This window comes from Thiohalorhabdus sp. Cl-TMA (assembly GCF_041821045.1).
In the GTDB taxonomy this organism is placed as follows: Bacteria; Pseudomonadota; Gammaproteobacteria; order Thiohalorhabdales; family Thiohalorhabdaceae; genus Thiohalorhabdus; species Thiohalorhabdus methylotropha.
On the sequence record NZ_JBGUAW010000001.1, the window covers coordinates 186,070 to 208,415 of the forward strand.

Consider the following 22,346-nt stretch of genomic DNA (forward strand, 5'->3'; position numbering starts at 1 on the left):
CCCTTCAGGGGTCCAACGTCGAGAAAACGTCAAGAAGCCAGGACTGCGAACCGCCAAGGACACCAAGCAAGAATCCGAAAAGAAGGACATCCGGAGCGGTCCCTGAACGGGATAGGCGCTTCTTGGCGTTTTCTCGACATTTCGGTCAGCCAGTCGCGGGCCGGCGGCCCACCACGACCCGGTCCCGCCCCCCATAATCGCGGTGCACGGCCACTTCCGTGAAGCCGTTTTCCTCGAAAAGCGCGGAAACCGTATCCCCCTGGTCCCAGCCGATTTCCAGCATCAGCCAGCCGCCGGGGCCTAAGTGCTCGATGGCGGCGGGAACCAGGGTGCGGTAGGCGTTCAGGCCCTCCGGGCCGGCGGCCAAGGCCTCGCGGGGCTCGGCGGCAACGTCGCCCGCTTCCAGATGCGGATCCGCCTCGGGGATATAGGGCGGGTTGGAGACGATCAGGTCGTAAACGGCATCCCCGAGTGGCTCGAACCAGCTCCCCGTATGCACGGCTACGCGATCCTCGAGGTCGAGCCGCGCCATGTTGTCGGTGGCCACGGCTGCCGCCTCCGGGCTGGCCTCCACGGCGTCCACTTGCAGCTCCGGCCGTTCCCGGGCCAGGGCGGCGGCAATGCAGCCGGTACCCGTGCCCAGATCCAGGGCGCGCCCCGGCTGCCCTTCCGGCAGGTGCCCCAGGGCCTGCTCCACCAGCACTTCTGTATCGGGCCGGGGAATCAGGGTGTCAGCGGTGACCCGAAGCGGCAGGGACCAGAATTCCCGTTCGCCCACCAAGTGGGCCACGGGGGCCCCGCGGGCGCGGGCCCGAACCAGCTCCCGGTAGGCGGCTCGCTCGCTCTCGTCCAGGGGGCGGTCGGGGTCCAGGTAGAGCTGGAGGCGTTCCACGCCGAGGGCGTGGCAAAGGAGCAGCTCGGCATCCAGGCGCCCCGACTCGCTGCCGGTCTCGGCCAGGTGGCCGGCGGTCCACTCCAGCACGGCCCGCACGGTCCAGGCGCCGGCCATGGGTGTCAGGCCTCTAGCTGGGCCAGCTGCTCGGCCTGGTCCTCGGTGATCAGGGGGTTGATGAGGAGGTCCAGGTTGCCTTCCAGCACCTGCTCGAGCTGGTAGAGGGTCAGGTTGATGCGGTGGTCGGTGACGCGGCCCTGCGGGAAGTTGTAGGTGCGGATCCGCTCGGACCGGTCGCCGCTGCCCACCAGCGAGCGGCGCTGATCGGCGCGCTCCTGGTCGGCGCGCTGCCGCTCCGCCTCGTAGAGGCGCGCCTGCAGCACCTTCATGGCCTTGTCCTTGTTCTTGTGCTGGGACTTCTCGTCCTGGCACGAGACCACAACCCCGGTAGGCAGGTGGGTGATGCGCACCGCCGAGTCGGTGGTGTTCACGCTCTGGCCGCCGGGCCCGGAGGCGCGGAATATGTCGATGCGCAGGTCGTTGGGGTCGATGTTCACCTCCACCTCCTCCGCCTCGGGCATGATCGCCACGGTGCAGGCGGAGGTGTGGATGCGGCCCTGGGTCTCCGTTTCGGGGACGCGCTGCACCCGGTGGCCGCCGGACTCGAACTTGAGCCGGCTGTAGGCGCCCTGGCCCCGGATCTGGAGGATCACCTCCTTGAAGCCGCCCCGCTCACTCTCGCTGGCGGACATGATCTCCGTTTTCCAGCCCTGGGATTCGGCGTAGCGGGTGTACATCTTGAGCAGGTCGCCGGCGAACAGGGCGGCCTCCTCGCCGCCGGCTCCCGCCCGGACCTCGAGGAATACGTTCTTCTCGTCGTTGGGGTCCCTGGGCAGCAGCAGGCGCTGCAGCCGGTCCTCTAGCTCCTCCAGCTTGGCCTCGGCCTCCTCCAGCTCGGCCCGGGCCATCTCGCCCAGCTCCGGATCCTCGACCAGCTCCCGGCTCTGGGCCGCCTCGTCCTCCCATTGCTCATACTCGCCGAAGGCCTTGACGATGGGCTCCAGCTCCGCATATTCCTTGGAACGGGCCTGGAACTCCTCGATGTTCTCCATGAGTGCGGCGTCGGAGAGCATGTGGCCCAGCTCGTCGAGGCGGTTGCGGGCATTTTCCAGCTTGTGGCGAATCGCCTGTTTCATGAATCCTCATCCAGCCGGAAGAGCTGATGGGTGGCCTCGATCAGCTCCTCGCCGTTGCCGTTCTCGCTGCAATGGCGCAGTTGCATGGTGGGCTCGTGCAGCAGCTTGCTTACCAGGGCCTCGGAGAGCTTTTCCAGGGCGGTTTCCATTTCCTCGGGCAGGGTGGTGCCCAGGCGCTTGCGGGTGCGCTCCAGCTCCTGCTCGCGGATGGCCTCCGCCTTGGCCCGCATGGCCTTGATGGTGGGCACGATCTCCTGGTTGCGCAGCCACTGCAGGAATTCCTCCACGGTGGCCTCGACGATCACCTCGGCATGCTCGGCCTCCTGGCGGCGGGCCTGGAGGTTCTCCTCGACCACCGCCTGCAGGTCGTCCACCGTGTACAGATAGATGCCGGGGATCTGCTCGGCATCCTCCGGAATGTCCCGGGGTACCGCCAGGTCCACCATGAACATGATCTGGCGCTTGCGCCGCTTCTGCGCCTGCTCCAGCCAGGCCCGCTCCAGCACTTGCGCGGGGGCACCGGTGGAGGAGATCACCATGTCCACCTCCCCCAGCATGTCGGGCACGGCTTCCAGGGAAAGCGCCCGGCCGTCCAGCTCCCGGGCCAGCTCCTCCGCCCGGTCCAGCGTGCGGTTGGCCACCAGCAGCCCCGATACCCCCGCCTCGTGCAGGTGGCGGCCGGCGAGCTGTATGGTCTCCCCGGCTCCGATGAGCAGCACCCGGGAATCGGAGAGATCCCCGAAGATGCGCCGCGCGAGCTCCACGGCGGCGTAGCTCACGGAGACGGCCTGGCCGCCGATATCCGTCTCGCTGCGGATGCGCTTGCCCACCTTGAAGGCGTGGTGGAACACCCGGTTGAGCAGGGGGCCCAGGCTGCCCACGTTGTAGGCGCGCCGATAGGCGTCCTTGAGCTGCCCGAGGATCTGGGGCTCGCCAACCACCAGGCTGTCGAGGCTTCCGGCGACCCGGAACACATGGGTTACCGCCTCGCGGTCCTGGTAGGAGTAGAGGTGCGGCTCGAGCTCTTCCGGGGTCAGGCCGTGGAAGCTGGCCAGCCAGGTAACGATCGCCTCCCGTCCCGCCACGGGGTCGGGGACGGCGCAATAGCATTCGGTGCGGTTGCAGGTGGACAGGATCGCGCCCTCCCGCACACCCCGTTGCTGGGTGAGGTCCAACAGGGCGTCCGGGAGGGTTTCCGGCCCGAAGGAAACCTGCTCACGAATGGCCACGGGGGCCGTTTTGTGGTTTACGCCGATGGCGAGGAGATGCATGGGATTCGCAGTTTACTGCGGCGACCAGCTCGAAGGAACCGCTTACCCCGCACCATGCCTGCAACAGGGGGTAGTGTTCCACGGATGGATTCGGGGCATGGCAACCGAAGGATACTGCGCCATTGTGGCCCTAAATTCAACCGTAGCGCGAAGGAGGCCGCCGGTGGCTTTGGACACCCTGTCACGCCTATGGGACAATCAACGGGAAGAAACGATCCGCAAGGCGCTTCTGGCCCGGAAAAACGAGGCCGCGCCGGATCTCCCTGATGCCGGCGGTGCGGCCCGGCTCCGCTTCCAGGTGCAACCGCCAGCGTCCCTCTCCCGGATCCCGGAATGATCGATACCCGCGTGATTGCCCGTTTCCCATTCGGGCGGCCTCTTCTCGTCGGCGCGTTGACGGGAATCCTGGCCGCTTGCCAGACCGCTCCCTCTTCTCCCCCCAGTGCGGAATCCGCCGGCAGCGGCGGGGAGGTGGCGCCGTTGCACGGGCCGGAGGGGGACCGTTTCCAACGGGGGCTGTACGCCTATCTGACCGCGGAAATGGCGCGCCGGGAAGGCGCCATGGGGACCGCCTCTAACTGGTACGCCCGGGCCGCGCAGGTGACCGGAAGGACGGATCTATACGGGCGATCCGTGGAGGCCGCCCTGCACGCCAGAGTAGGGGAAAAGGCGGTCACCTACGCCACGGAGTGGCGGCAGGTGGCGCCGGACCGGCCGGAGCCGCTGTTCGCCCTCGCCCAGGCCCGGCTGCTCGCGGGCCAGCCGGAGAAGGCGGTGGCCGCTCTGGATGCGCTGGTGAATGCCTTCCCTCGGGCGGACGGGCTTTACCTGGAGGCGGGCGAGCGGCTTGCTCAGTCGGGTGGTATCAGCAGCGCCGTTCAGGTGCTGCGGCAAACCGCCAAGCAGAACCCCGACAACGCGGCCGCCCAGCTGGCCTACGGCCACATCCTGGCCCGTCTGGAGCAGCGCGGCGAGGCCGCCACGTTCCTGCAGCGGGCCCTGGAGATGCGGCCGGACTGGGAGGCGGCGGCCGTGGAGCTGGCCAGGACCTACGAGGTCCAGAAGGGGGTGGAGGTGCTGCGACGTTTTATCGCCGACCACCCCGGGGCCGAACAGGCCCGGCTCCGCTACGGCCAGGGGCTGCTGGCCATAGGTCGTCCTGGGGAAGCGGAGGCGGTATTCAAGGGGCTGGCTGCGGGAAGCCCCGAGGATCCCGCCGTGCAAATGGGCCTCGGCCTCGCCCGCTTTCAGCAGGAGGAGTGGCAAAAGGCGCACTCCGCGCTGCGGCGGGTTGTCGAGCTGGATCCGGGCAACAACGAGGCGCTGTTCTACCTCGGCCGGGTGGCCGGGGCGCTGGAGAACTTCCAGACGGCGGCCAATTATTTCAGCCGGGTCAGCGGGGGCCAGTACCTGGAGCAGGCCCGGATGCAGGAGGCCGTGGCGGCGGTGAAGCTGGGCGACCTGCAGCGGGCGCTGCAGCTGGTCCGGCAGATGCGCTCCTTCCATCCCGAGGAGCCGGAGTATTACCGGCTGGAAGCCCGGGTGCTGTTCGAGATGGATCAGTTCAAGGCCGCCGAGCAGGTGGCCACCCAGGGGCTGCAGCAGGATCCCGGCAATACGGACCTCCTGTACACCCGGGCCCTGATTCGGGAGCAGCTCGGCGATTATGCCGGTATGGAGGCGGATATTCGGCAGGTAATCGAGCAGGACCCCGACGAGGCCCAGGCCTATAATTTCCTCGGTTACAGCCTGGCGGACCGCGGGGTGCGCCTGCGGGAATCCCTCGAGCTGCTCCGGAAGGCCAACGAGCTGGAACCGGAGCAGGCCTATATCCTCGACAGCCTGGGCTGGGCTTATTTCCGGCTGGGGCGACTGGAAAAGGCGGAATCCTACCTCCGCCGCGCCCTGGCCCGGAGCGCCGAGGACGCGGAGATCCTTTCCCACCTTGGCGAAGTGCTCGAGGCCCAGGGGCAGGCCGAAAAGGCCCGGGAGGTCTGGCGCCGCGCCTTGAATCGGGCGGAGCAGGACTCCGCCCTGGCCCGCGAGCTTCGACGCCGTCTGCATCAGGAAGGACAGTGAGGCAGACACTACCGGGCTTTCTGTTGGTCCTTCTGCTCCTGAGCGGTTGTGCGGGACTCGGCCCCCAGCCCGCCGAGGACCGGGAAGCGGCTGTGGCGGCCTACCGCGAGCGGGCCGGCATCCTGTCGAAACTGGAGCAATGGCGGCTCATGGGCCGGGTGAGTGTGCGGGGGCCCCAGGAGAGCGGCCAGGTGCGGGTCCGCTGGACCGGCGATGCGCGGGGTGGTCACATACAGGTGCGCAACCCCTTCGGGCAGACCGTTATGGAGGTGCGCCGCGGCGGGCAGGGCCTGCGGGTCCGAAACGCCCGGGGCGAGGTGTACCGGGGCTGGAGGGCCCGGGCCGTGCTGCGGCGGCAATTGGGCTGGCAGGTCCCCTTCGGGCCCATGGCGCGCTGGGCCCTGGGCCTGGCCCGGGGCAAGCGCATTCCCGAGACCCTCGATGACCGGGGCCGTCCCCTAACGCTGAAATCCGGTCCATGGCGGGTTACCTACGGTGAATACCGGAAGGTGGACGGCGTATGGCTGCCGGTGGATCTCCGCGTGACGCGCGAGGATGTGGAGCTGCATCTACGCGTGGATCAGTGGCATCTGCAGCAGGACGCCGACCCGGCGAAGGGGCGGAGCGCGTGAGCGCCCGGAGGTCCGAGGTAGCGCCCGGTGCCCCGGCGTCCCGACCGGCTCCATCCATCCCAAGCCCCGATCCTGGGGGCGGGCTGACCCTGCCGGCCCCCGCCAAGCTCAATCTGTTCTTGCACATTACCGGCCGCCGCGCGGACGGCATGCATACCCTGCAGACCCTGTTCCAGTTCCTGGACTGGGGCGACTCCCTGCGCTTCCTGCCCGTTTCCGAGCCGCTGTTCGAGCGGGACGGCGCCCTTCCGGATATACCCGCGGAGGCGGATCTGACCCTGCGCGCGGCCCGCCTGCTTGCCCACCACTGCGGCCACACCGGCGGGGTACGCATCGCCGTGGAGAAGCGCCTTCCGGTGGGAGGCGGCCTCGGGGGCGGCAGCAGCGACGCCGCGACCACGCTGCTCGCCTTGAACCGCCTCTGGGGGTGCGGGCTTTCGCGGCCCGAGCTGGCCGATCTGGGCGCGGTCCTGGGTGCCGACGTTCCGGTTTTCATTGGCGGCAGCGCGGCATGGGCCGAGGGGGTGGGCGAGCGGCTGAGCCCGGTGGCCGATCTGCCCGAGCCCTGGTACCTGCTGGTCTGGCCTTCCGGCGAGGGCGTCTCCACCCGAGAGGCCTTCGGGGACCGCTCCTTGACACGGGATCACCCGGCAGTGACAATAATGGACTTTTCGCAGGGGCGGTGCGGCAACGACTTCGCTCCTGTGGTGGAAAGGCTGCATCCGGAAGTGGCCCGGATCCGACACTGGCTGGATCGAAACGCTGCGGGGCCCGGACGCCTCACGGGGTCTGGGGCCTGTTTGTTTGCGGAATGCGGGGACCGGGCCCAGGCTGAGGACCTGCGCGCCCGAGTGCCAGCTTCCTGGGGGGCGGAAGTTGCCCGGGGGCGCAACCGGCACCCGCTTGCCGATTGGGCCTTCGGCGCCGACGGGAAGGAATGATCCGCGTCGGCGGATCCGATTCATGCGATTGGGGCGTGGCCAAGCGGTAAGGCACCGGATTTTGATTCCGGCATTCGCAGGTTCGAATCCTGCCGCCCCAGCCAAATTCGATGCGAAGCGCCCTGCCGCAGGCGGATCCTGGAAAACGGGTCCGCCTGCGGTCGTGAGACCGCCTCGAGACGGTTCCATCCCAGTTCACCCATTGCCCGGAACAACGACGGAGCCCCCCTGAATGGCCAATTCCGATCTGGCCCTGTTTACGGGGAACGCCAATCGGGACCTGGCGGAGAAGGTCGCCCATCATATCGGGGTGCCGCTCGGCCAGGCCGAGGTTGGCTCGTTCAGCGACGGTGAGGTCCACGTCGAATTCCTGGAGAATGTCCGGGGGCGCGACGTCTTCGTGATCCAGCCGACCTGCGCCCCGGCGAACACCCAGCTCATGGAGCTGCTCGCCATGCTCGATGCCCTGAAGCGGGCATCGGCGGCGCGGATAACGGCGGTGGTGCCCTATTACGGCTACGCCCGGCAGGACCGCCGGGCTAACGGGCGCACCCCGATCACGGCCAAGCTGGTGGCGGATCTGATCACCACCGCCGGCGCGGATCGGGTCCTGACCATGGACCTGCACGCCGACCAGATCCAGGGCTTCTTCGACATGCCGGTGGACAATATCTATGCTTCTCCGGTCCTGCTCGGAGAGCTCAACCGCATGGCCCTGGAGAACCTGGTGGTGATCTCCCCCGACGTGGGTGGCGTGGTGCGGGCCCGCGCCCTGGCCAAGCGGCTGGACGCCGAGCTGGCGATCATCGACAAGCGGCGTCCCCGGGCCAACGAGGCCCAGGTGATGAACATCATCGGCTCCGTGGAAGGACGCCATTGCGTGATCGTTGATGACATGGTGGATACGGCAAACACCCTCTGCCGTGCCGCCACGGCCCTCAAGGAGAAGGGGGCCAAGTCGGTCATGGCCGCCGTGACGCATCCGGTGCTTTCCGGCGAGGCCATGGACAACATCGATAGCTCGGGGCTGGATACCATGCTGGTAACCGACACCATCCCCCTGAGCGAGCGTGCGGCGGCGAGCTCCAAGATCCGGGTGCTGACCATTTCCGAGCTCCTGGCGGAAGCCATCCGCCGGGTGAACCGCGAGGATTCGGTGAGCTCCCTGTTTCCCGAATAAGAATCCAGGCGTCTCAAGAGCGCGAGGCTTGCAACGATGGCGGACTATTCCCTCAACGCAGTGGAACGGAAGGAAAAGGGCACCCCGGCCAGCCGCCGGATGCGGCGCACGGGCTGGGTGCCGGCCAATGTCTTCGGGGCCGGCAAGGACCCGCACATGGTGGCCCTGAACGAGAACGAGCTGATGCAGCTCATGGACGACGAAGGCTTCTTCTCCAGCCTGATCAGCATCGAGGGCCTCAACGAGCGCCAGGACGTACTGGTCCGTGAAGTCCAGATGCACCCCTACAAGCCGAAGGCCCTGCACGTGGACTTCCAGCGGGTGCAGGCGGACCAGAAGCTGAGCCTCAACGTGCCCCTGCACGTGGTCAACGACGAGAAGGCTCCGGGCGTGCTGGCCGGCGGCACGGTCTCCACCCTCATGAACGAGGTGGAGGTAACCTGCCTGCCCGCCAACATCCCCGACCACATCGAAGTGGACGTTGGCAGCATGGAGGTCGGTGACACGCTGCACCTCTCCGACCTCAAGGCCCCCTCGGGCGTCGAGCTGAATGTCGACGAGGAGAGTGACCAGGCGGTGGTGAACATGGCCGGCGTCCAGGGCGAGCCCGAAGCCGCCGTGGCGGAAGAGGTAGCCGAGGAGGCCGCCGGGGAAGGCGAAGAGGCCGGGGCCGGGGAAGAAGAGGAATAGGCCCGGCTAGTGCTGCGCTTGGTCGTCGGCCTGGGCAACCCGGGCTCCCGGTATCGCAACACCCGGCACAACATCGGCTTCGACTGGGTGGACCGGGTTGCCGACCGCCTGGGTGCCCGCTGGAGGGTCCAGCGCAAGTACCAGGCGGAGATGGCGGAATGGCAGGTTGACGGGCAGCCCCTCTGGGCCATGAAGCCCCAGACCTACATGAACCGCAGTGGTCACTCCGCTGCCCCCTTTGCCCGGGCCAAGGGCATCGCCCCGGAGGAGATCCTGGTGGTCCACGACGAGCTGGACCTGGATCCCGGAGTGGCCCGGCTCAAGGCAGGCGGCGGGCACGGCGGCCATAACGGCCTGCGGGACCTCACGGAACAGCTGGGATCCAAGGCCTTTCTGCGCCTTCGCCTCGGCATCGGCCACCCCGGCAGCAGTGCCGAGGTGACGCCCTATGTGCTCGGCCGTCCCGCGCCCGGGGAGCGGCAGCGCATGCAATCCGCTATGGATAGTGCCTACGAGGTACTGCCCGACTTGGTTGCCGGGAGATGGCAGCAGGCCCTCAATAGGCTCCATGCTCCGGCTTCCTCCGGAAGCTGACCTCCGGTTTTTTCAGATCAGGACTGCCCCATGGGATTTCAGTGCGGAATCGTCGGCTTGCCCAACGTAGGCAAGTCCACCCTGTTCAATGCCCTGACCCGCGCCGGAATCCAGGCCGAGAACTACCCGTTCTGCACCATCGAGCCCAATGTCGGGGTGGTTCCCGTGCCCGATCGGCGGCTGGATGACTTGGCGCGGCTGGTCCAGCCCGAGGCCGTGACTCCCACCGCCATCCGCTTCGTGGACATCGCGGGGCTGGTGGCCGGGGCCGCCGAGGGCGAGGGCCTGGGCAACCAGTTTCTCGCCCACATCCGGGAAGTGGACGCCATCGCCCACGTGGTGCGCTGCTTCGAGGACGAGAACGTGGCCCACGTCGCCGGCGGCGTGGACCCGGTCCGCGATATCGAGACCATCGAGAACGAGCTGGTCCTGGCCGACCTGGAATCCGTGGAGAAGGCCCACGCCAAGGCCGCCAAAAACGCCAAGAGCGGCGACAAGGAGGCCATTGCCGAGCGCGATCTCCTCGCCCGGCTGCAGACCCACTTGTCCGAGGGCGGCCAGGCCCGCACCCTGGATCTGGGCGCCGAGGACTGGGAAGCCCTCAAGGGCTTCCACCTCCTTACCCTCAAGCCCATCATGTACGTGGCCAACGTGGATGAGGGAGAAACCGGCGAGAACAACGCCGCGGTCCAGGCGGTCCGGGATTACGCCGCGCGCTCGGGCAGCGGGGTGGTGGTGGTGAGCGCGGCCACGGAAGCCGAGCTGATGGAGCTCGAGGACGCGGACCGGGATGAATTCCTCGCCGAGCTCGGCATGGAGGAGCCTGGTCTGAACCGGGTCATCCGTGCCGGTTACCAGCTCCTCGGCCTGATTACCTTCTTCACGGCCGGCCCCAAGGAGGTGCGTGCCTGGACCGTGCCCGAGGGCTCCGCCGCCCCCCGTGCGGCCCGCGAGATCCACAGCGATATGGAGCGCGGCTTCATCCGCGCCGAGGTGATCAGCTTCCCGGATTACGCGGAATACGGCGGCGAGCAGGCCGCCAAGGAGGCGGGCCGCATGCGCTCGGAGGGCAAGGATTACACCGTCGTCGACGGCGACGTGATCCTGTTCCGCTTCAACGTTTGACGGAACGGTTGACAGCCCGGAGCCGATTTTTAAAATAAGTAGCCTTCTGGCGGATTAGCTCAGTGGTTAGAGCAACGGAATCATAATCCGTGTGTCCGGGGTTCAAATCCCTGATCCGCCACCATTCATCGAAGCCGCCCCCACGGGGGCGGCTTTTTTTGTCCGGGTTCTCCCTGGCGCGACATGGTGTAAACCGGTGGGTACAGGTACCATTCCCCGTACCTCCGGAGCTAAGGATGCCCGTGCATGTACCGGATTGTCCGGATCTCTTCCCGCCTTGACGCCCTGCTCGGCCCCCTCCTGAGCCGGTACCGGGGACGGCCGGATTCCGAGCACGAGCAGGCCGTGGTGCGGCTGGGCGTGGCCAGCGTCGTCACCGCCTACCTTTCCGTCTACGGAAGCCTCTATTACGGCGATGTAATGGTCCTGGCCGGGGCCTTGCAGATCCTGGGCGCGTTTCTTCTCTTCTCCCTGGCGCTTCTGCTCTGGATCGGCCTGCGGCCGAGGATTTCCCATGTGCGCCGGGTACTCGGGAACGTCGCCGATCACGGCACCCCCTCGGTGCTCATGGCCATCTACGGCGAGACGCTGACTCCCCTGTACATCGTGTATATCTGGGTGGTAGTGGGGAACGGGCTGCGCTTCGGCCAGGGCTACCTGTACTTATCCATGACGCTGGCGCTCACGGGATTCCTGGGGGTGATCCTCACCAATCCCTTCTGGCGGGACAACACCACGCTGGCGTGGGGGCTCTGGGTGGGCCTCGTGGTCCTGCCCCTCTATTTCTCGGTTCTGCTCGGAAAACTAATCCGGGCACGGGCGGAGGCGGAGGCCGCGAACCGGGCGAAGAGCCAGTTCCTGGCGAACATGAGCCACGAGATCCGGACGCCCATGAACGGCGTCATCGGGATGATCGATCTGCTCGAGGATACCTCCCTAACCCCCATGCAGCGCCATTTCACGGAGACGATCCACCGTTCCGCCCGCGCGCTGCTCGAGCTGCTGGAAAACGTCCTGGACCTCTCCAAGATCGAGGCGGGCAAGCTGACGCTGCAGACCGCCGACTTCGACCTGTACGCCACCATGAAGGGCACGGTGGATATGCTGGCCCACCAGGCCGAGCAGAAGGGCCTCCGGCTGGACCTGCACATCGACCCCCATACGCCCTACCGGGTGCGGGGCGACGAGGTCCGTCTGCGACAGATCCTCATCAATCTCCTCAACAACGCCATCAAGTTCACCGAGCAGGGCCACGTGGAGGTGCGCGTCGCGCCCTATCCCGGCCCGGATAGCCGTCGGTGGCTGCACTTCGAAGTGGTGGATACCGGGATCGGTATCGCGGAGGAGGTGCAGGAGCACATCTTCGATGTGTTCACCCAGGCCGACGGCTCCATAACCCGGCGCTACGGTGGCACGGGGCTCGGTACGGCCATCTCCAAGCAGCTCGTGGACCTGTTAGGCGGCCGCATCGAGGTGGAAAGCATCCCCGGCCACGGCACCCTGTTCGGGGTCACGCTGCCGTGGGAGGAGCCCGAGGAAGGCACCGCCGGTGGCGCGCTGGGAAGCGGCGGGAAGGTGCTTCTGCTCACCCGGGACCGGGTGCTCAGCGCCACCCTGACCGACTGGATCCGGGTCTGGGGGCTGGAGGGAGAGGTGGTGGTCGGTACCGATGCCGTGCTCGCCCGGCTCGGGGAGCAGACGCACGGGCTGCGGGGCATTATCGCCGACGAAGGCGAGCTGCTCGACCCCGCCGGGTTCCTCTCCTGCTTCGCTTCCCCGGGAGCGCAGGCCCGGCCCGGGCTGATTCTCCTCCGGCGCGATCCGGAGAGCCACCGGCTACGGGGCTTCGAGGCCTATTTCGATTCCATCCTCGACCTGCCGCCGGAAAAGCCGCTGCTGTTCAACGCCCTCTATGCCCTGCAATCGGAGCTGCCCCAGGACGAGGGGGTGGTGGACCTCGCCAAGCGGCGAATGGAGCGCGGCGGCCGGGGTCGCCAGGGCTACATACTGGTGGCGGAGGACAATCCCACCAACCGGGACGTGCTCGGGATGATCCTGGAAAAGGGCGGTTTCCGCACGCGCATGGCCGCGGACGGCGAGGAAGCGCTCCAGGCCCTGGAGGAGGAGGCCTTCGACCTGGCCATCCTGGATATGCACATGCCGGAGCGCAGCGGTACGGAGGTGGTCAAGCTGTACCGCTTCATGGAGATTTCCGACAATCCCCTACCTTTCGTGCTGCTCACGGCCAATGTCACCAGCGACGCGGTGCGGGAGGCGGAGGAAGCGGGCGTTGCCGCCTACCTGACCAAGCCCGTGGAGGCCCAGCGGTTATTGGAGACGCTTGAGCGGGTGATGATGCCGGATGCGGATACCGGCATGGGTGCCACCGGGGCGGAGACCGGTGCCGGCACGCCACAGGGGGGGCTGGACCCCCGGCATACGGAGGACGGCAGCCTGGTTTCCGAGCGGACCTTGAAAGAGCTGTCGCGCATGAGCCAGGATCCGGCCTTTCTGTCCAAGCTGATCCAGGACTTCCTGCGGGATTCGGAGAATCGGTTGGCGCAAATGGAAGCGGCCTCGAAGGAGTGCCGCCTGGAGGATCTCCAGGGGCTGGCCCACGCCATGAAGGGGAGCGCCGCCAACCTGGGCGTGGAGGCGGTGGCGAATGTCTGCGAGCGGCTGCAGAACGCGACCGCCACCGATCTCGCCGTCGGTACCATCCGCTACGAGCTCGACGGCCTCCACGATCTGCTCAAGCGGGCCCGGCCGGCCCTGTTGGTGCACGCCAGCGGTCAGCTGCACCGCTAACCGCCGGCGTGCGCCCGGCGCTCAGCGGGCCTGGTTGGCGTCCACACTGATACGGCGGTCCTGCGCCCGGACCAGGCGCTCCATGGTGCGGAGCTCCCGCTCGCTCAGCCGCAGGGCGGAGTCCACCCAGAGCTCGGTGATGTCCCGCAGCTCCTCGAAGGGGACGCGGTTGTGGGCGGAATGGATGCGCCGCAGCAGCCCGTGCACCGAATTGTGCTTTTCGGCCTCCCGGATGTATTCCGCCAGGGTTTCACGGCCCTCCCCGGGCTCGGCTAGCACATCCACCGCCCCCATCTCGTAGAGCTCCTCGGCCTCGTAGAGCCGACCGGAGAGGATCATGCGCTCGGCCAGCGAGGGGGCGATCCGCCGCGACAGGTAGCTGTAGGCGCCCATTCCCGGGAACAGATTGAACAGAACCTCCGGGAAGCCCATTTGGGTGCCGCGCTCCGCGATCAGCACGTTGCAGGAGAGCGCCGCCTCGAACCCGCCGCCTTGCGCCCGGCCCTCGATCAGCGCCAGGCTGGTCACCGGCAGGTCCAGGCCCACCGAGAACTGATGCCCGGCGCGCACGCAGGCCAGTGCGTAGTCGAGCAGACCCTGGCGATCACCGGCCCGAATCAGCTCGACGAAGCGGTTGAGGTCGCCGCCGAAGTTGTAGATGCCCTCCAGGTTGGAGGCGAGCACCGTATAGCGGATGTCGGGCGTGCGCCCTTGCGCCTGCTGCTGGCGGATGCGGTCCGCCACTTCCTGCTGGAAGGCCTCGATGTCGGCGAGCAGTGCCGGGGTGAAGGAGGGCCGCGGCTGCGGTGCCATATTCAAGATGGCCGCCCCAAGATCGTGATCGAGCTGGACCTCGGAGTGCTGGTAGACGTGGCTGGCTTCGGGGAAGCGGACGAGATTGCTCATGACTCTTTCCTCCTCAGGAGATTTGCCGGATGGGCTGGGAAAGCGATCCGGTGCGAGGAATAGCCGGGCTGAGCAGGGAAAGGGGGGCATACCGCACGGGCCAGGCGGGTGACCGCGGCCGAAAACGGGGATCGGGGAGTGAGGCTGAGGCCCCGTGCATAGCGCCAGGGTAGGCGTAGGGGACGGGCTGCAACGGACGCGAACCGACCCGCAGGCCGTGCCCGAAGAATGACAAGCTGAAAGCCACGGAGCCCCCCCTTTTTGGCTCAGTGCCGACGTACCGGCTGACCAACGGCCAGGATTCCCGCCGCCGGATTACCACTGGTTCCAGCCTAACCCATTGAACAGCAGAGGGAAGAGGATGCAGGGTTTCCACAAGCGCCGGTCCCCGGGAACGGATCCTTGGCCCCGGACCTTTCCAGGCCCTATAATGCCGGTTTGATGACAAATCCACCTGTGCTCGAAGCCAGCCTATGCCCCGCAAGCTATACATTCGTACCTTCGGCTGCCAGATGAACGAGCACGATTCCACCCGGATGGTGGATCTGCTCGACGAATCCCTCGGTGTGGAGTGCACCGAGGATCCGGCCGAAGCGGATATCCTGCTGCTCAATACCTGCTCGGTCCGGGAGAAGCCGCAGGAGAAGGTGTTCTCGGAGCTGGGGCGCTGGCGGCCGCTCAAGGAGGCCCGGCCCGGAACCCTGATCGGCGTGGGCGGATGCGTCGCCCAGCAGGAGGGGGAACGGATCCGGCAGCGGGCACCCTACGTGGATCTGGTGTTCGGTCCGCAGACCATCCACCGGCTGCCGGAGATGATCGCATCGGCCGAGCGGGAGCATTCCGGGGTGGTGGATGTGGACTTCCCGGAGATCGAGAAATTCGACCACCTTCCCGCGCCGCGGGTGGAGAAGGCCCGCGCCTTCGTGACCATCATGGAAGGCTGCGACAAGTTCTGCACCTTCTGCGTGGTGCCCTATACCCGCGGCCGGGAGCTGTCGCGCCCCTTCGACGATGTCCTCGCCGAGTGCTACGAGCTGGCCCAGCAGGGCGTGCGGGAAGTAACCCTCCTGGGCCAGAACGTGAACGGCTACCGGGGGGCCATGGAGGACGGCACCGAGGCCGACCTCGGCCTACTGCTCTATTACCTCTCCGGCATCCAGGGTCTGGACCGGCTGCGCTTCACCACCTCCCATCCCAACGAGTTCGGCGAAGGCCTCATCGAGGCCTTCGCCGAGCTGCCCGAGCTGGTGTCGCACCTCCATCTCCCGGTGCAGACCGGATCGGACCGGCTTCTGGCGCGCATGCACCGCAATCACACCCGCGCGGAGTTCCTGGAGAAGGTGGAGCGCCTGCGGGCCGTCCGCCCGGACATGTCCATCGGCACCGATTTCATCGTCGGCTTCCCGGGCGAGACGGACGAGGATTTCCAGGATACCCTCGACCTGGTGGCGCAGGCGGACCTGGACCATTCCTTCTCCTTCAAGTACAGCCCGCGTCCCGGAACCCTGGCCGCCGAGGTGCGGGATGATGTTCCGGAATCCGTGAAGCAGGAGCGCCTGACCATCCTCCAGGCACGGCTCAATCAGCAGGCCATGGAGAAGAGCCGGGCTCTGGTGGGCCGCGAGGTGCAGGTGCTTGTGGAAGGACCCAGCCGCAAGGACCCGAACGAGGTCATGGGCCGCACCCCGTGCAACCGGATCGTGAACTTTGCCGCGCCCGAAGAGTCCGTGGGAAGACTGGTGCCGGTGACCGTCACCGAGGCGCTTCCCAATTCCCTGCGGGGCCGGATGAGCCAGGAAGCCGTTCTGGGTCAAGTGGGCTGAACCGGCGGAGCTCGGAACCATTGGCTTGCCTAGAGCGTGCATTCGACGCGTGACCGAATCCCTTACCTGCGTATTCTTGCCGAACCCCATTGCCGGAGCGCGTTCCCGGCGTCATGATGACTTCGTATCCGCCTCGATCGTGGGGCGGTGAGGTAGCGACCGTGAGTGATTCCGTATCCGCCTCCGAGGGCCAAGCGCACGCCCATCCGGTGGTGGTGCAATGTCCCGAAAACGCCATGGACATCCCGGATCCCGAGTGGATCCAGGAGTGCGTGCATGCCGCGCTGGCCGGTGCTCCCGAAGAGGTTCCGGCCGGTGAGGTGGTGGTCCGCGCCGAGGATGAGGCGGGGGTCGCCGAGCTGAACAGCGGCTTCCGGGGCAAGGAGGGACCCACCAATGTCCTCTCCTTTCCCGCCGATTTGCCTCCGGGACCCTGGGAGCCCATGTTGGGGGACATCGTGATCTGTCCGGAGGTGGTTGCCCGGGAGGCGGCCGACCAGGGGAAGGAGTCCGCGTCCCACTGGGCCCACATGGTGGTGCACGGCACCTTGCATCTGCTCGGCTACGACCATATCGCGCCCGACGAGGCGGAGGTCATGGAAGACCTGGAGCGCAAAGTGATGGCCCAATTGGGATTCCGGGACCCTTATGCGGAGGAGTAAGGCGGTGGCGGAAGAAGGGCCGAGACGACGAGGTTGGATCGAGCGATTGGCGCGGGGGCTCGGGGCAGCCCCCGAATCCCGCGAGGATCTCCTGGAGGTCCTGCGGGAGGCGGAATACCAGAGCCTGCTGGACCCCGAAGACCTGAACATGATCGAGGGGATCTTCAAGATCTCCGGGACCCGCGTGCGGGACGTCATGGTGCCGCGCGGCCAGATGGAGGTGGTCCGCACGGACGAGGCGCCGGAGGAGTTCATCCCCCGCATCGTCGAGGTGGGCTACAGCCGCCTGCCCGTAGTGGGCGAGGACCGCGACGATGTCCGGGGCATACTCTACGCCAAGGACCTGCTCCGCTACTGGGCCGCCGAGCAGCGCGCGCAGTTCGACCTCCTCTCGGTGATCCGGGCCCCGGTGTTCGTCCCCGAGAGCAAGCACCTGGACAGCCTCCTTCACGAGTTCCGCGCGAGCCGCAACCACATGGCTATCGTGGTCAACGAGTTCGGCGGCACGGCGGGGCTGGTCACCATCGAGGATGTCCTGGAGGAGATCGTCGGCGAGATCGAGGACGAATTCGATATCGAGGCGGTCATGGTGGAGCAGCGCGGCCGGGGCCGCTTCCAGGTGGATGCCCAGATCCCCCTGGAGACCTTCGCCGCCCGCTTCGGCGCGCATCTCGAGGCCGAAGGGGTGGACACCCTGGGCGGCTGGATGGTTCGGGAGATGGGCCATCTTCCCGAGGTGGGGGAGTCCGTGCGGATCGACGGCCTGCTCCTGGAGGTGATCCGCGCCGACCGGCGCCGCATACGCAGCATCCGGGTGGTGGAGCTGAGTGAGGCGGAAGCGGGGACCCAAAACGGTGCCGGCTGAGCGGCGCTGATGCAATCCCGGACCCTGACGGGCCGCAGCGAAGTGGCGGCCGGCCGCCTCGTCCGGGCCCTGGCCGGCGATGCGGCCTACCTGGGCGCCGGACTCCTTGCTCCCCTGGCCTTCGCGCCGTGGGGCTGGTACCCGCTCGCCTGGGTACTGCTGATTCCCCTCTTCTTGGCCACCGAGTACGCCTCCCCCGGGCAGCGCTTCCGGCGCGGTCTGGCCTTCGGCCTGGGCATGTTCGGGGCCGGCCTGCACTGGCTGTTGCCCACCATCCTCACCTTCGGCCACATGCCCCTGTCTCTGGCGCTGCCCACCTGGGCCCTTCTGGTGGCCTATTGCGCCCTGTACCCCGCGCTGTTCGTGATGCTCGGCGGCATACTCGGCGGTGCGCGCCGTTGGCGCATGGCCCTGGGGTTGCCCCTCCTCTGGGTGGCCCTGGAGGGCATGCGCGGTCTGGCTTTCACCGGCTTCCCCTGGCTGACCCTCGGCGTGACCCAGCTGGAGGGACCCCTGGCGGGCCTGCTCCCGGTTCTGGGCGGCCTGGGCACCGGTCTGGCGGCGGCTTTCATCAACGGGGCCCTGACGCTGGCCTACCTGGTCTACCGGCGGCGCCCGGGAGCCGGCCTCGCCTGGATCGGGGCATCCGGCATTGTGGTGGCCCTGGGTGCCGCGACGGGCGGGGTGTCGTGGACGAGCCCGTCCGGCGGTCCACTGCGGGCCGCCCTGGTCCAGGGAGCAGTGCCCCAGGAGAAGAAATGGGACACCGACCACCGCGAGCCCATCCTCAATCGCTACCGGCGTCTCACCGTTTCCAATCTAGACGCCGACCTGGTGGTCTGGCCGGAAACGGCCGTGCCGCTGTTCGCGGATCAGGCGGGAAAATACCTGCGTGGATTGGACGTCGCTGCCCGCGCCCGCGGGACGAACCTGCTGCTGGGCATCCCGGAGCGGCAATGGCGCGGTGGTCGCAAGCGCTACTTCAATTCCGCCATCACGCTGGGGCGCGGCGGCGGTAGCCGCTACCGCAAGCGACACCTCGTGCCGTTCGGCGAGTATATCCCGCTGCGGTCCCTGCTCTTCTTCGCCGAGAAATTCGTGCCGGGCAGCGGGACCTTCGTCCCCGGTAAGCGAGCCGAGCCGTTGGCGCTGGACGGCCACCGGGCCGGCCTGTCCATCTGTTACGAGGACGCCTTCGCCCGCGAGGTGGCCACCACCGTCCGGCTGGGCGCGGACGTGCTGGTCAACGTGACCAATGATGCCTGGTTCGGGAGCTCCATCGGCCCGGACCAGCACGCCCAGCTGGGGCGCGCGCGGGCCGTGGAGATGGGCCGGCCGTTGCTGCGAGTAGCCAATACGGGGATCACCTACGCCGCCGACCACGAGGGCCGGATCCTCGACCGGATTCCCCGTGAGGACCCCGGTGTCCTGCGGGTCACGGTCCAGCCGCGCACCGGAGCCACCCCCTACCAGTGGCTGAGCGCGGGCTGGATCCTGGGGGCGGTGCTCGGCGGCCTCGCCCTGTACGTTCTGTTCGTCCGCCGCGGAGGCAGCCGCTAGGGCCGCTGAGGCCGCGCACACCCCTAATCCAGTCCCAGCTCCGACCAGAGCCCGTCCACCCGCTCCCGGGTGGCCTTGTCCATGCGTACCGGATGGCCCCATTCGCGCTGGGTCTCGCCCGGCCACTTGTTGGTGGCGTCGATGCCCATCTTGGAGCCCAGTCCGGATACCGGCGAGGCGAAATCCAGGTAATCGATGGGGCTGTTGTCCACAAGCGTGGTGTCCCGTACCGGGTCCACCCGGGTGGTCAGCGCCCAGATCACGTCCTTCCAGTCCCGCGTGTCGATATCGTCGTCCACCACCACCACGAACTTGGTGTACATGAACTGCCGCAGGAAGGACCAAACGCCCATCATTACGCGCTTGGCGTGTCCCGGGTACTGCTTTTTCATGGACACCACCGCCATGCGGTAGGAGCAGCCCTCCATGGGCAGGTAGAAGTCGGTGATCTCCGGGAACTGCTTCTGCAGCAGCGGGATGAACAGCTCGTTCATGGCCAGCCCGAGCACTGCGGGCTCGTCCGGCGGCCTGCCGGTGTAGGTGGTGTGGTAAAGCGGGTCTCGGCGGTGGGTGATGCGCTCCACGGTGAGCACCGGAAAGCGCTCCTGCTCGTTGTAGTAGCCGGTGTGGTCACCGAAGGGTCCCTCCACCGCCATATCGTCCGGATAGATGTGGCCCTCCAGGACGATCTCGGTGTGCGCCGGCACCTGCAGCGGCACGCCCAGGGCGTCGGCGATCTCAGTGCGCGCGTCGCGCAGCAGGCCGGCGAACTGATGCTCGGAGAGGGTATCCGGGATGGGGGTGACCGCGGCGAGGATGGTGGCGGGGTCGGGCCCGAGCGCCACCGCCACCGGGAATGGCGCGTCGCCGTGCACTTCCCGCCAGCGCTGGTAGTCCAGCGCCCCGCCGCGATGGGCCAGCCATCGCATGATTACCCGGTTGCGGTCGATGACCTGCTGGCGGTAGATGCCCATGTTCTGCCGGTCGCGGTCCGGACCGCGGGTCAGGGTGATGCCCCAGGTAATGAGTGGCCCGGCATCCTCCGGCCAGCAGGTCTGCACCGGCAGTCCGGACAGGTCCACGTCGTTCCCCTCCGCCACAACCTCCTGGCAGGGCGGGCTCTTGCGCTCCTTGGGCCGCATGTTCAGCGCTTTGCGCAGGATGGGCACCGTATCCCACAGCTCCCGGAAGCCGCCCGGTGGCTCGGGCTCCTTGAGGTAGGCCAGGAGCTGGCCCACCTCGCGCAGCTCGGCGGTGGAAGAGCGGCCCATTCCCATGGCCACTCGATCCGCCGTGCCGAACAGGTTGGTGAGGGCCGGCATGGCTCCGTTCTTGGGCTGCTCGAACAGCAAGGCCGGACCGCCCTGACGCAGGACCCGGTCGCTGATCTCGGTCATCTCCAGGTGGGGGTCCACCGGGTGCGCGATGCGCTTGAGCGCGCCCTGGTGCTCAAGGTCTTTGATGAAGGCGCGGAGGTCTTTCATGGAAACTGGAGGCCTTTCAAGAAATCCGGAAACGGCGAACGCCAAAGCGCCCAGAACGCCAAGAGAAACATGCTTTTCATGGATGCGGCCTTACTTCACTCCATTACGCGCTTCCTGCACTATCCCGCAGCGTCAGACTTCTTCTCCGGTTGGGCCTTCCTTGGCGATTCTGGGCTGCCTTGGGTTCTTGGCGTTCCTGCCTATGGGCTCAATCCCGATTGGGAGGTCTCAAACGGTGAGGTATTCCAGCACGATCCCCGCGAACACCGCCCCGCCCAGCCACTGGTTGTTGAGGAACGCCCGCAGGCACGGTCCCCGCTCCCGGCCGCGGATCAGCCAGTGCTGGTAGAGGCCGAAGCCCACCGCGCCGAGCAGGCCCAGGGCGTACCAGAGGCCGAAGCCCGCCAGATACCCGACCACCGCCATCAGCGTTAGGGCGGCCACCTGGTTCGCCGCCACCGCCACCCGGTCCCAGGTGCCGAACAGGATGGCCGTGGAGCGGATGCCGATCTCCAGGTCGTCGGGCCGGTCCTCCATGGCATACATGGTGTCGTAGGCGATGGTCCAGAAGATGTTGGCCGCCAGCAGGGTCCAGGCCAGCGCGGGGACCTGGTGCTGCACCGCGGCGAAGGCCATGGGAATGCCCCACCCGAAAGCGATCCCCAGGTAGGCCTGGGGCATGTGGGTAAAGCGCTTGAAGAAGGGATAGGTGGCGGCGAGCACCGCCCCCACCAGGGCCAGGGCGATGGTCAGGCGGTTCAGGGTCAGCACCAGGGTGAAGGCCGCGAGACAGAGCACAATGAACAAGGCAACCGCCTCGGCGGGCCGCACCTCGCCGCTTGCCAACGGTCGCTGGGCGGTGCGCTGCACGTGCGGGTCGAGCTCGCGGTCGGCGAAGTCGTTGATGACGCAGCCCGCCGAGCGCATGAGCAGGGTCCCGAGCACGAAGATGGCGACGATGGCGGCGGGCGGGCCGCCGGCTCCGGCGATCCACAGCGCCCAGAGGGTTGGCCAGAGCAGCAGCAGCGTGCCGATGGGCCGGTGCAGGCGCATCAGGCGGGTATAGGCGCCCAGCTTGGCGGTCAGTCGGGCGGTGGACATAGCGCCTCCATGGCCGGTAGGAAAACCTCCCCGACCAGTAACCGGCCCGGCCCGACTTGGTGCAAGGAACGGCGCGCCCAGAGGGAACCCTCCGCAGCGGAAACCGGCGCCGCCTCCAGGCGGAGGCGCTCCGCGCCCGCACCCGGCTCGAACAGCCGGTCCCCCAGCGGGTATTCCCCGGGGTCCGACAGGGCGCCTTCGGGGATCCAGCTGCGCGCGAACACCACCTCCTGCCCGCGGCAGAGCAGCCAGACTTCCCGCTGCAGCACCGGACTGCCGGCGGGTACACGCAGCAGATCCGCCTCCTCCCGGGGCAGGAGGATGGAAAAGCGGCGGTGGATGCGCAGGCCGAATCCCTCGGGGCAGGCCGCGCGCAGGGCCCGGGTCAGGGAGCCGCTGCAGGCCAGCCAGGCCCGGAGCCGGCGGTCCGGCGTCTCTTCCCCGAGCGTCTCGGGAGCCCGCCAGGGCCCCTGGGTGGGGAACAGGCCGGTATCAGTGGGAAAGGGGTCGTCCATGGTCGGGGGTCTCGCCGGCGGA

The 22,346-nt window shown here is 67.7% G+C and carries 20 protein-coding genes and 2 tRNA genes; 15 read left to right on the forward strand and 7 right to left on the reverse strand.

Annotation, left to right across the window (positions count from 1 at the left end):
- Nucleotides 1-145: 145 nt before the first annotated feature.
- Genes prmC through hemA form a run of 3 tightly spaced genes read right to left on the reverse strand, consistent with a single transcriptional unit; the run spans nucleotide 146 to nucleotide 3,359 of the window.
- Nucleotides 146-1,018, reverse strand: a complete 873-nt coding sequence (gene prmC, locus ACERLL_RS00850) for a peptide chain release factor N(5)-glutamine methyltransferase (protein ID WP_373654407.1) — start codon at nucleotides 1,016-1,018, stop codon at nucleotides 146-148.
- Entirely contained in the window at nucleotides 1,015-2,088 is a 1,074-nt protein-coding gene (gene prfA, locus ACERLL_RS00855) for a peptide chain release factor 1 (protein WP_373654163.1), read from the reverse strand. Before prfA ends, prmC begins: the two co-directional genes overlap by 4 nt.
- Complete coding sequence (gene hemA, locus ACERLL_RS00860) at nucleotides 2,085-3,359, reverse strand: glutamyl-tRNA reductase (RefSeq protein WP_373654164.1); 1,275 nt, start codon at nucleotides 3,357-3,359, stop codon at nucleotides 2,085-2,087. The genes prfA and hemA overlap by 4 nt, the downstream gene beginning before the upstream one ends.
- Nucleotides 3,360-3,522: 163 nt before the next feature.
- Here hemA and ACERLL_RS00865 point away from each other — a divergent pair, with 163 nt between their 5' ends.
- The 11 genes from ACERLL_RS00865 to ACERLL_RS00915 all read left to right on the forward strand — a co-directional run bounded on the left by ACERLL_RS00865 (nucleotide 3,523) and on the right by ACERLL_RS00915 (nucleotide 13,408).
- Nucleotides 3,523-3,696 carry a hypothetical protein gene (locus ACERLL_RS00865; protein WP_373654165.1) on the forward strand — a complete coding sequence of 58 codons (174 nt, stop codon included), beginning with the start codon at nucleotides 3,523-3,525 and terminating at the stop codon, nucleotides 3,694-3,696.
- Nucleotides 3,693-5,438, forward strand: coding sequence for a tetratricopeptide repeat protein (locus ACERLL_RS00870; RefSeq protein ID WP_373654166.1), 1,746 nt, complete (start codon nucleotides 3,693-3,695; stop codon nucleotides 5,436-5,438). Before ACERLL_RS00865 ends, ACERLL_RS00870 begins: the two co-directional genes overlap by 4 nt.
- Nucleotides 5,435-6,070 (forward strand): lipoprotein insertase outer membrane protein LolB, encoded by a 636-nt coding sequence (lolB, locus tag ACERLL_RS00875; RefSeq protein WP_373654167.1) that lies wholly within the window; start codon nucleotides 5,435-5,437, stop codon nucleotides 6,068-6,070. Before ACERLL_RS00870 ends, lolB begins: the two co-directional genes overlap by 4 nt.
- A gap of 56 nt (nucleotides 6,071-6,126) precedes the next feature.
- The gene (gene ispE / locus ACERLL_RS00880) at nucleotides 6,127-7,011 is read left to right on the forward strand and encodes a 4-(cytidine 5'-diphospho)-2-C-methyl-D-erythritol kinase (RefSeq protein ID WP_373654408.1); all 885 of its coding nucleotides are present in this window, start codon (nucleotides 6,127-6,129) and stop codon (nucleotides 7,009-7,011) included.
- 29 nt (nucleotides 7,012-7,040) lie between these two features.
- Nucleotides 7,041-7,115: transfer RNA gene (locus ACERLL_RS00885), tRNA-Gln, on the forward strand.
- A 128-nt stretch (nucleotides 7,116-7,243) separates the two neighbouring features.
- Nucleotides 7,244-8,191: a ribose-phosphate pyrophosphokinase gene (locus ACERLL_RS00890; RefSeq protein ID WP_373654168.1), complete on the forward strand. Its 948-nt coding sequence runs from the start codon at nucleotides 7,244-7,246 to the stop codon at nucleotides 8,189-8,191.
- A gap of 36 nt (nucleotides 8,192-8,227) precedes the next feature.
- Entirely contained in the window at nucleotides 8,228-8,881 is a 654-nt protein-coding gene (locus ACERLL_RS00895; RefSeq protein WP_373654169.1) for a 50S ribosomal protein L25/general stress protein Ctc, read from the forward strand.
- 9 nt (nucleotides 8,882-8,890) lie between these two features.
- Nucleotides 8,891-9,475, forward strand: coding sequence for an aminoacyl-tRNA hydrolase (gene pth / locus ACERLL_RS00900; RefSeq protein ID WP_373654170.1), 585 nt, complete (start codon nucleotides 8,891-8,893; stop codon nucleotides 9,473-9,475).
- Between the two features lie 30 nt (nucleotides 9,476-9,505).
- Entirely contained in the window at nucleotides 9,506-10,600 is a 1,095-nt protein-coding gene (ychF, locus tag ACERLL_RS00905; RefSeq protein WP_373654171.1) for a redox-regulated ATPase YchF, read from the forward strand.
- A gap of 48 nt (nucleotides 10,601-10,648) precedes the next feature.
- Nucleotides 10,649-10,724 (forward strand) — tRNA-Met (locus ACERLL_RS00910).
- A 122-nt stretch (nucleotides 10,725-10,846) separates the two neighbouring features.
- Complete coding sequence (locus tag ACERLL_RS00915) at nucleotides 10,847-13,408, forward strand: ATP-binding protein (RefSeq protein WP_373654172.1); 2,562 nt, start codon at nucleotides 10,847-10,849, stop codon at nucleotides 13,406-13,408.
- A gap of 21 nt (nucleotides 13,409-13,429) precedes the next feature.
- Here ACERLL_RS00915 and ACERLL_RS00920 read toward each other — a convergent pair whose 3' ends face one another.
- Nucleotides 13,430-14,314, reverse strand: coding sequence for a crotonase/enoyl-CoA hydratase family protein (locus ACERLL_RS00920; protein WP_373654173.1), 885 nt, complete (start codon nucleotides 14,312-14,314; stop codon nucleotides 13,430-13,432).
- 473 nt (nucleotides 14,315-14,787) lie between these two features.
- Here ACERLL_RS00920 and miaB point away from each other — a divergent pair, with 473 nt between their 5' ends.
- From miaB to lnt, 4 genes are all read left to right on the forward strand, one after another.
- Entirely contained in the window at nucleotides 14,788-16,137 is a 1,350-nt protein-coding gene (gene miaB / locus ACERLL_RS00925) for a tRNA (N6-isopentenyl adenosine(37)-C2)-methylthiotransferase MiaB (RefSeq protein ID WP_373654174.1), read from the forward strand.
- Nucleotides 16,138-16,373: 236 nt separating this feature from the next.
- Nucleotides 16,374-16,799 (forward strand): rRNA maturation RNase YbeY, encoded by a 426-nt coding sequence (ybeY, locus tag ACERLL_RS00930; RefSeq protein WP_373654409.1) that lies wholly within the window; start codon nucleotides 16,374-16,376, stop codon nucleotides 16,797-16,799.
- Between the two features lie 4 nt (nucleotides 16,800-16,803).
- On the forward strand, nucleotides 16,804-17,664 hold the full coding sequence (locus tag ACERLL_RS00935; protein WP_373654175.1) for an HlyC/CorC family transporter: 861 nt from the start codon (nucleotides 16,804-16,806) through the stop codon (nucleotides 17,662-17,664).
- Nucleotides 17,665-17,673: 9 nt separating this feature from the next.
- Nucleotides 17,674-19,224, forward strand: a complete 1,551-nt coding sequence (gene lnt / locus ACERLL_RS00940) for an apolipoprotein N-acyltransferase (protein WP_373654176.1) — start codon at nucleotides 17,674-17,676, stop codon at nucleotides 19,222-19,224.
- Between the two features lie 23 nt (nucleotides 19,225-19,247).
- Here the strand turns inward: lnt and ubiD are convergent, their stop codons facing one another.
- The 3 genes from ubiD to ACERLL_RS00955 all read right to left on the reverse strand — a co-directional run bounded on the left by ubiD (nucleotide 19,248) and on the right by ACERLL_RS00955 (nucleotide 22,324).
- Nucleotides 19,248-20,708: a 4-hydroxy-3-polyprenylbenzoate decarboxylase gene (gene ubiD, locus ACERLL_RS00945; protein ID WP_373654177.1), complete on the reverse strand. Its 1,461-nt coding sequence runs from the start codon at nucleotides 20,706-20,708 to the stop codon at nucleotides 19,248-19,250.
- Nucleotides 20,709-20,936: 228 nt separating this feature from the next.
- Entirely contained in the window at nucleotides 20,937-21,809 is an 873-nt protein-coding gene (gene ubiA, locus ACERLL_RS00950) for a 4-hydroxybenzoate octaprenyltransferase (RefSeq protein ID WP_373654178.1), read from the reverse strand.
- Nucleotides 21,791-22,324 carry a chorismate--pyruvate lyase family protein gene (locus ACERLL_RS00955; protein ID WP_373654179.1) on the reverse strand — a complete coding sequence of 178 codons (534 nt, stop codon included), beginning with the start codon at nucleotides 22,322-22,324 and terminating at the stop codon, nucleotides 21,791-21,793. Before ACERLL_RS00955 ends, ubiA begins: the two co-directional genes overlap by 19 nt.
- Nucleotides 22,325-22,346 lie beyond the last annotated feature (22 nt).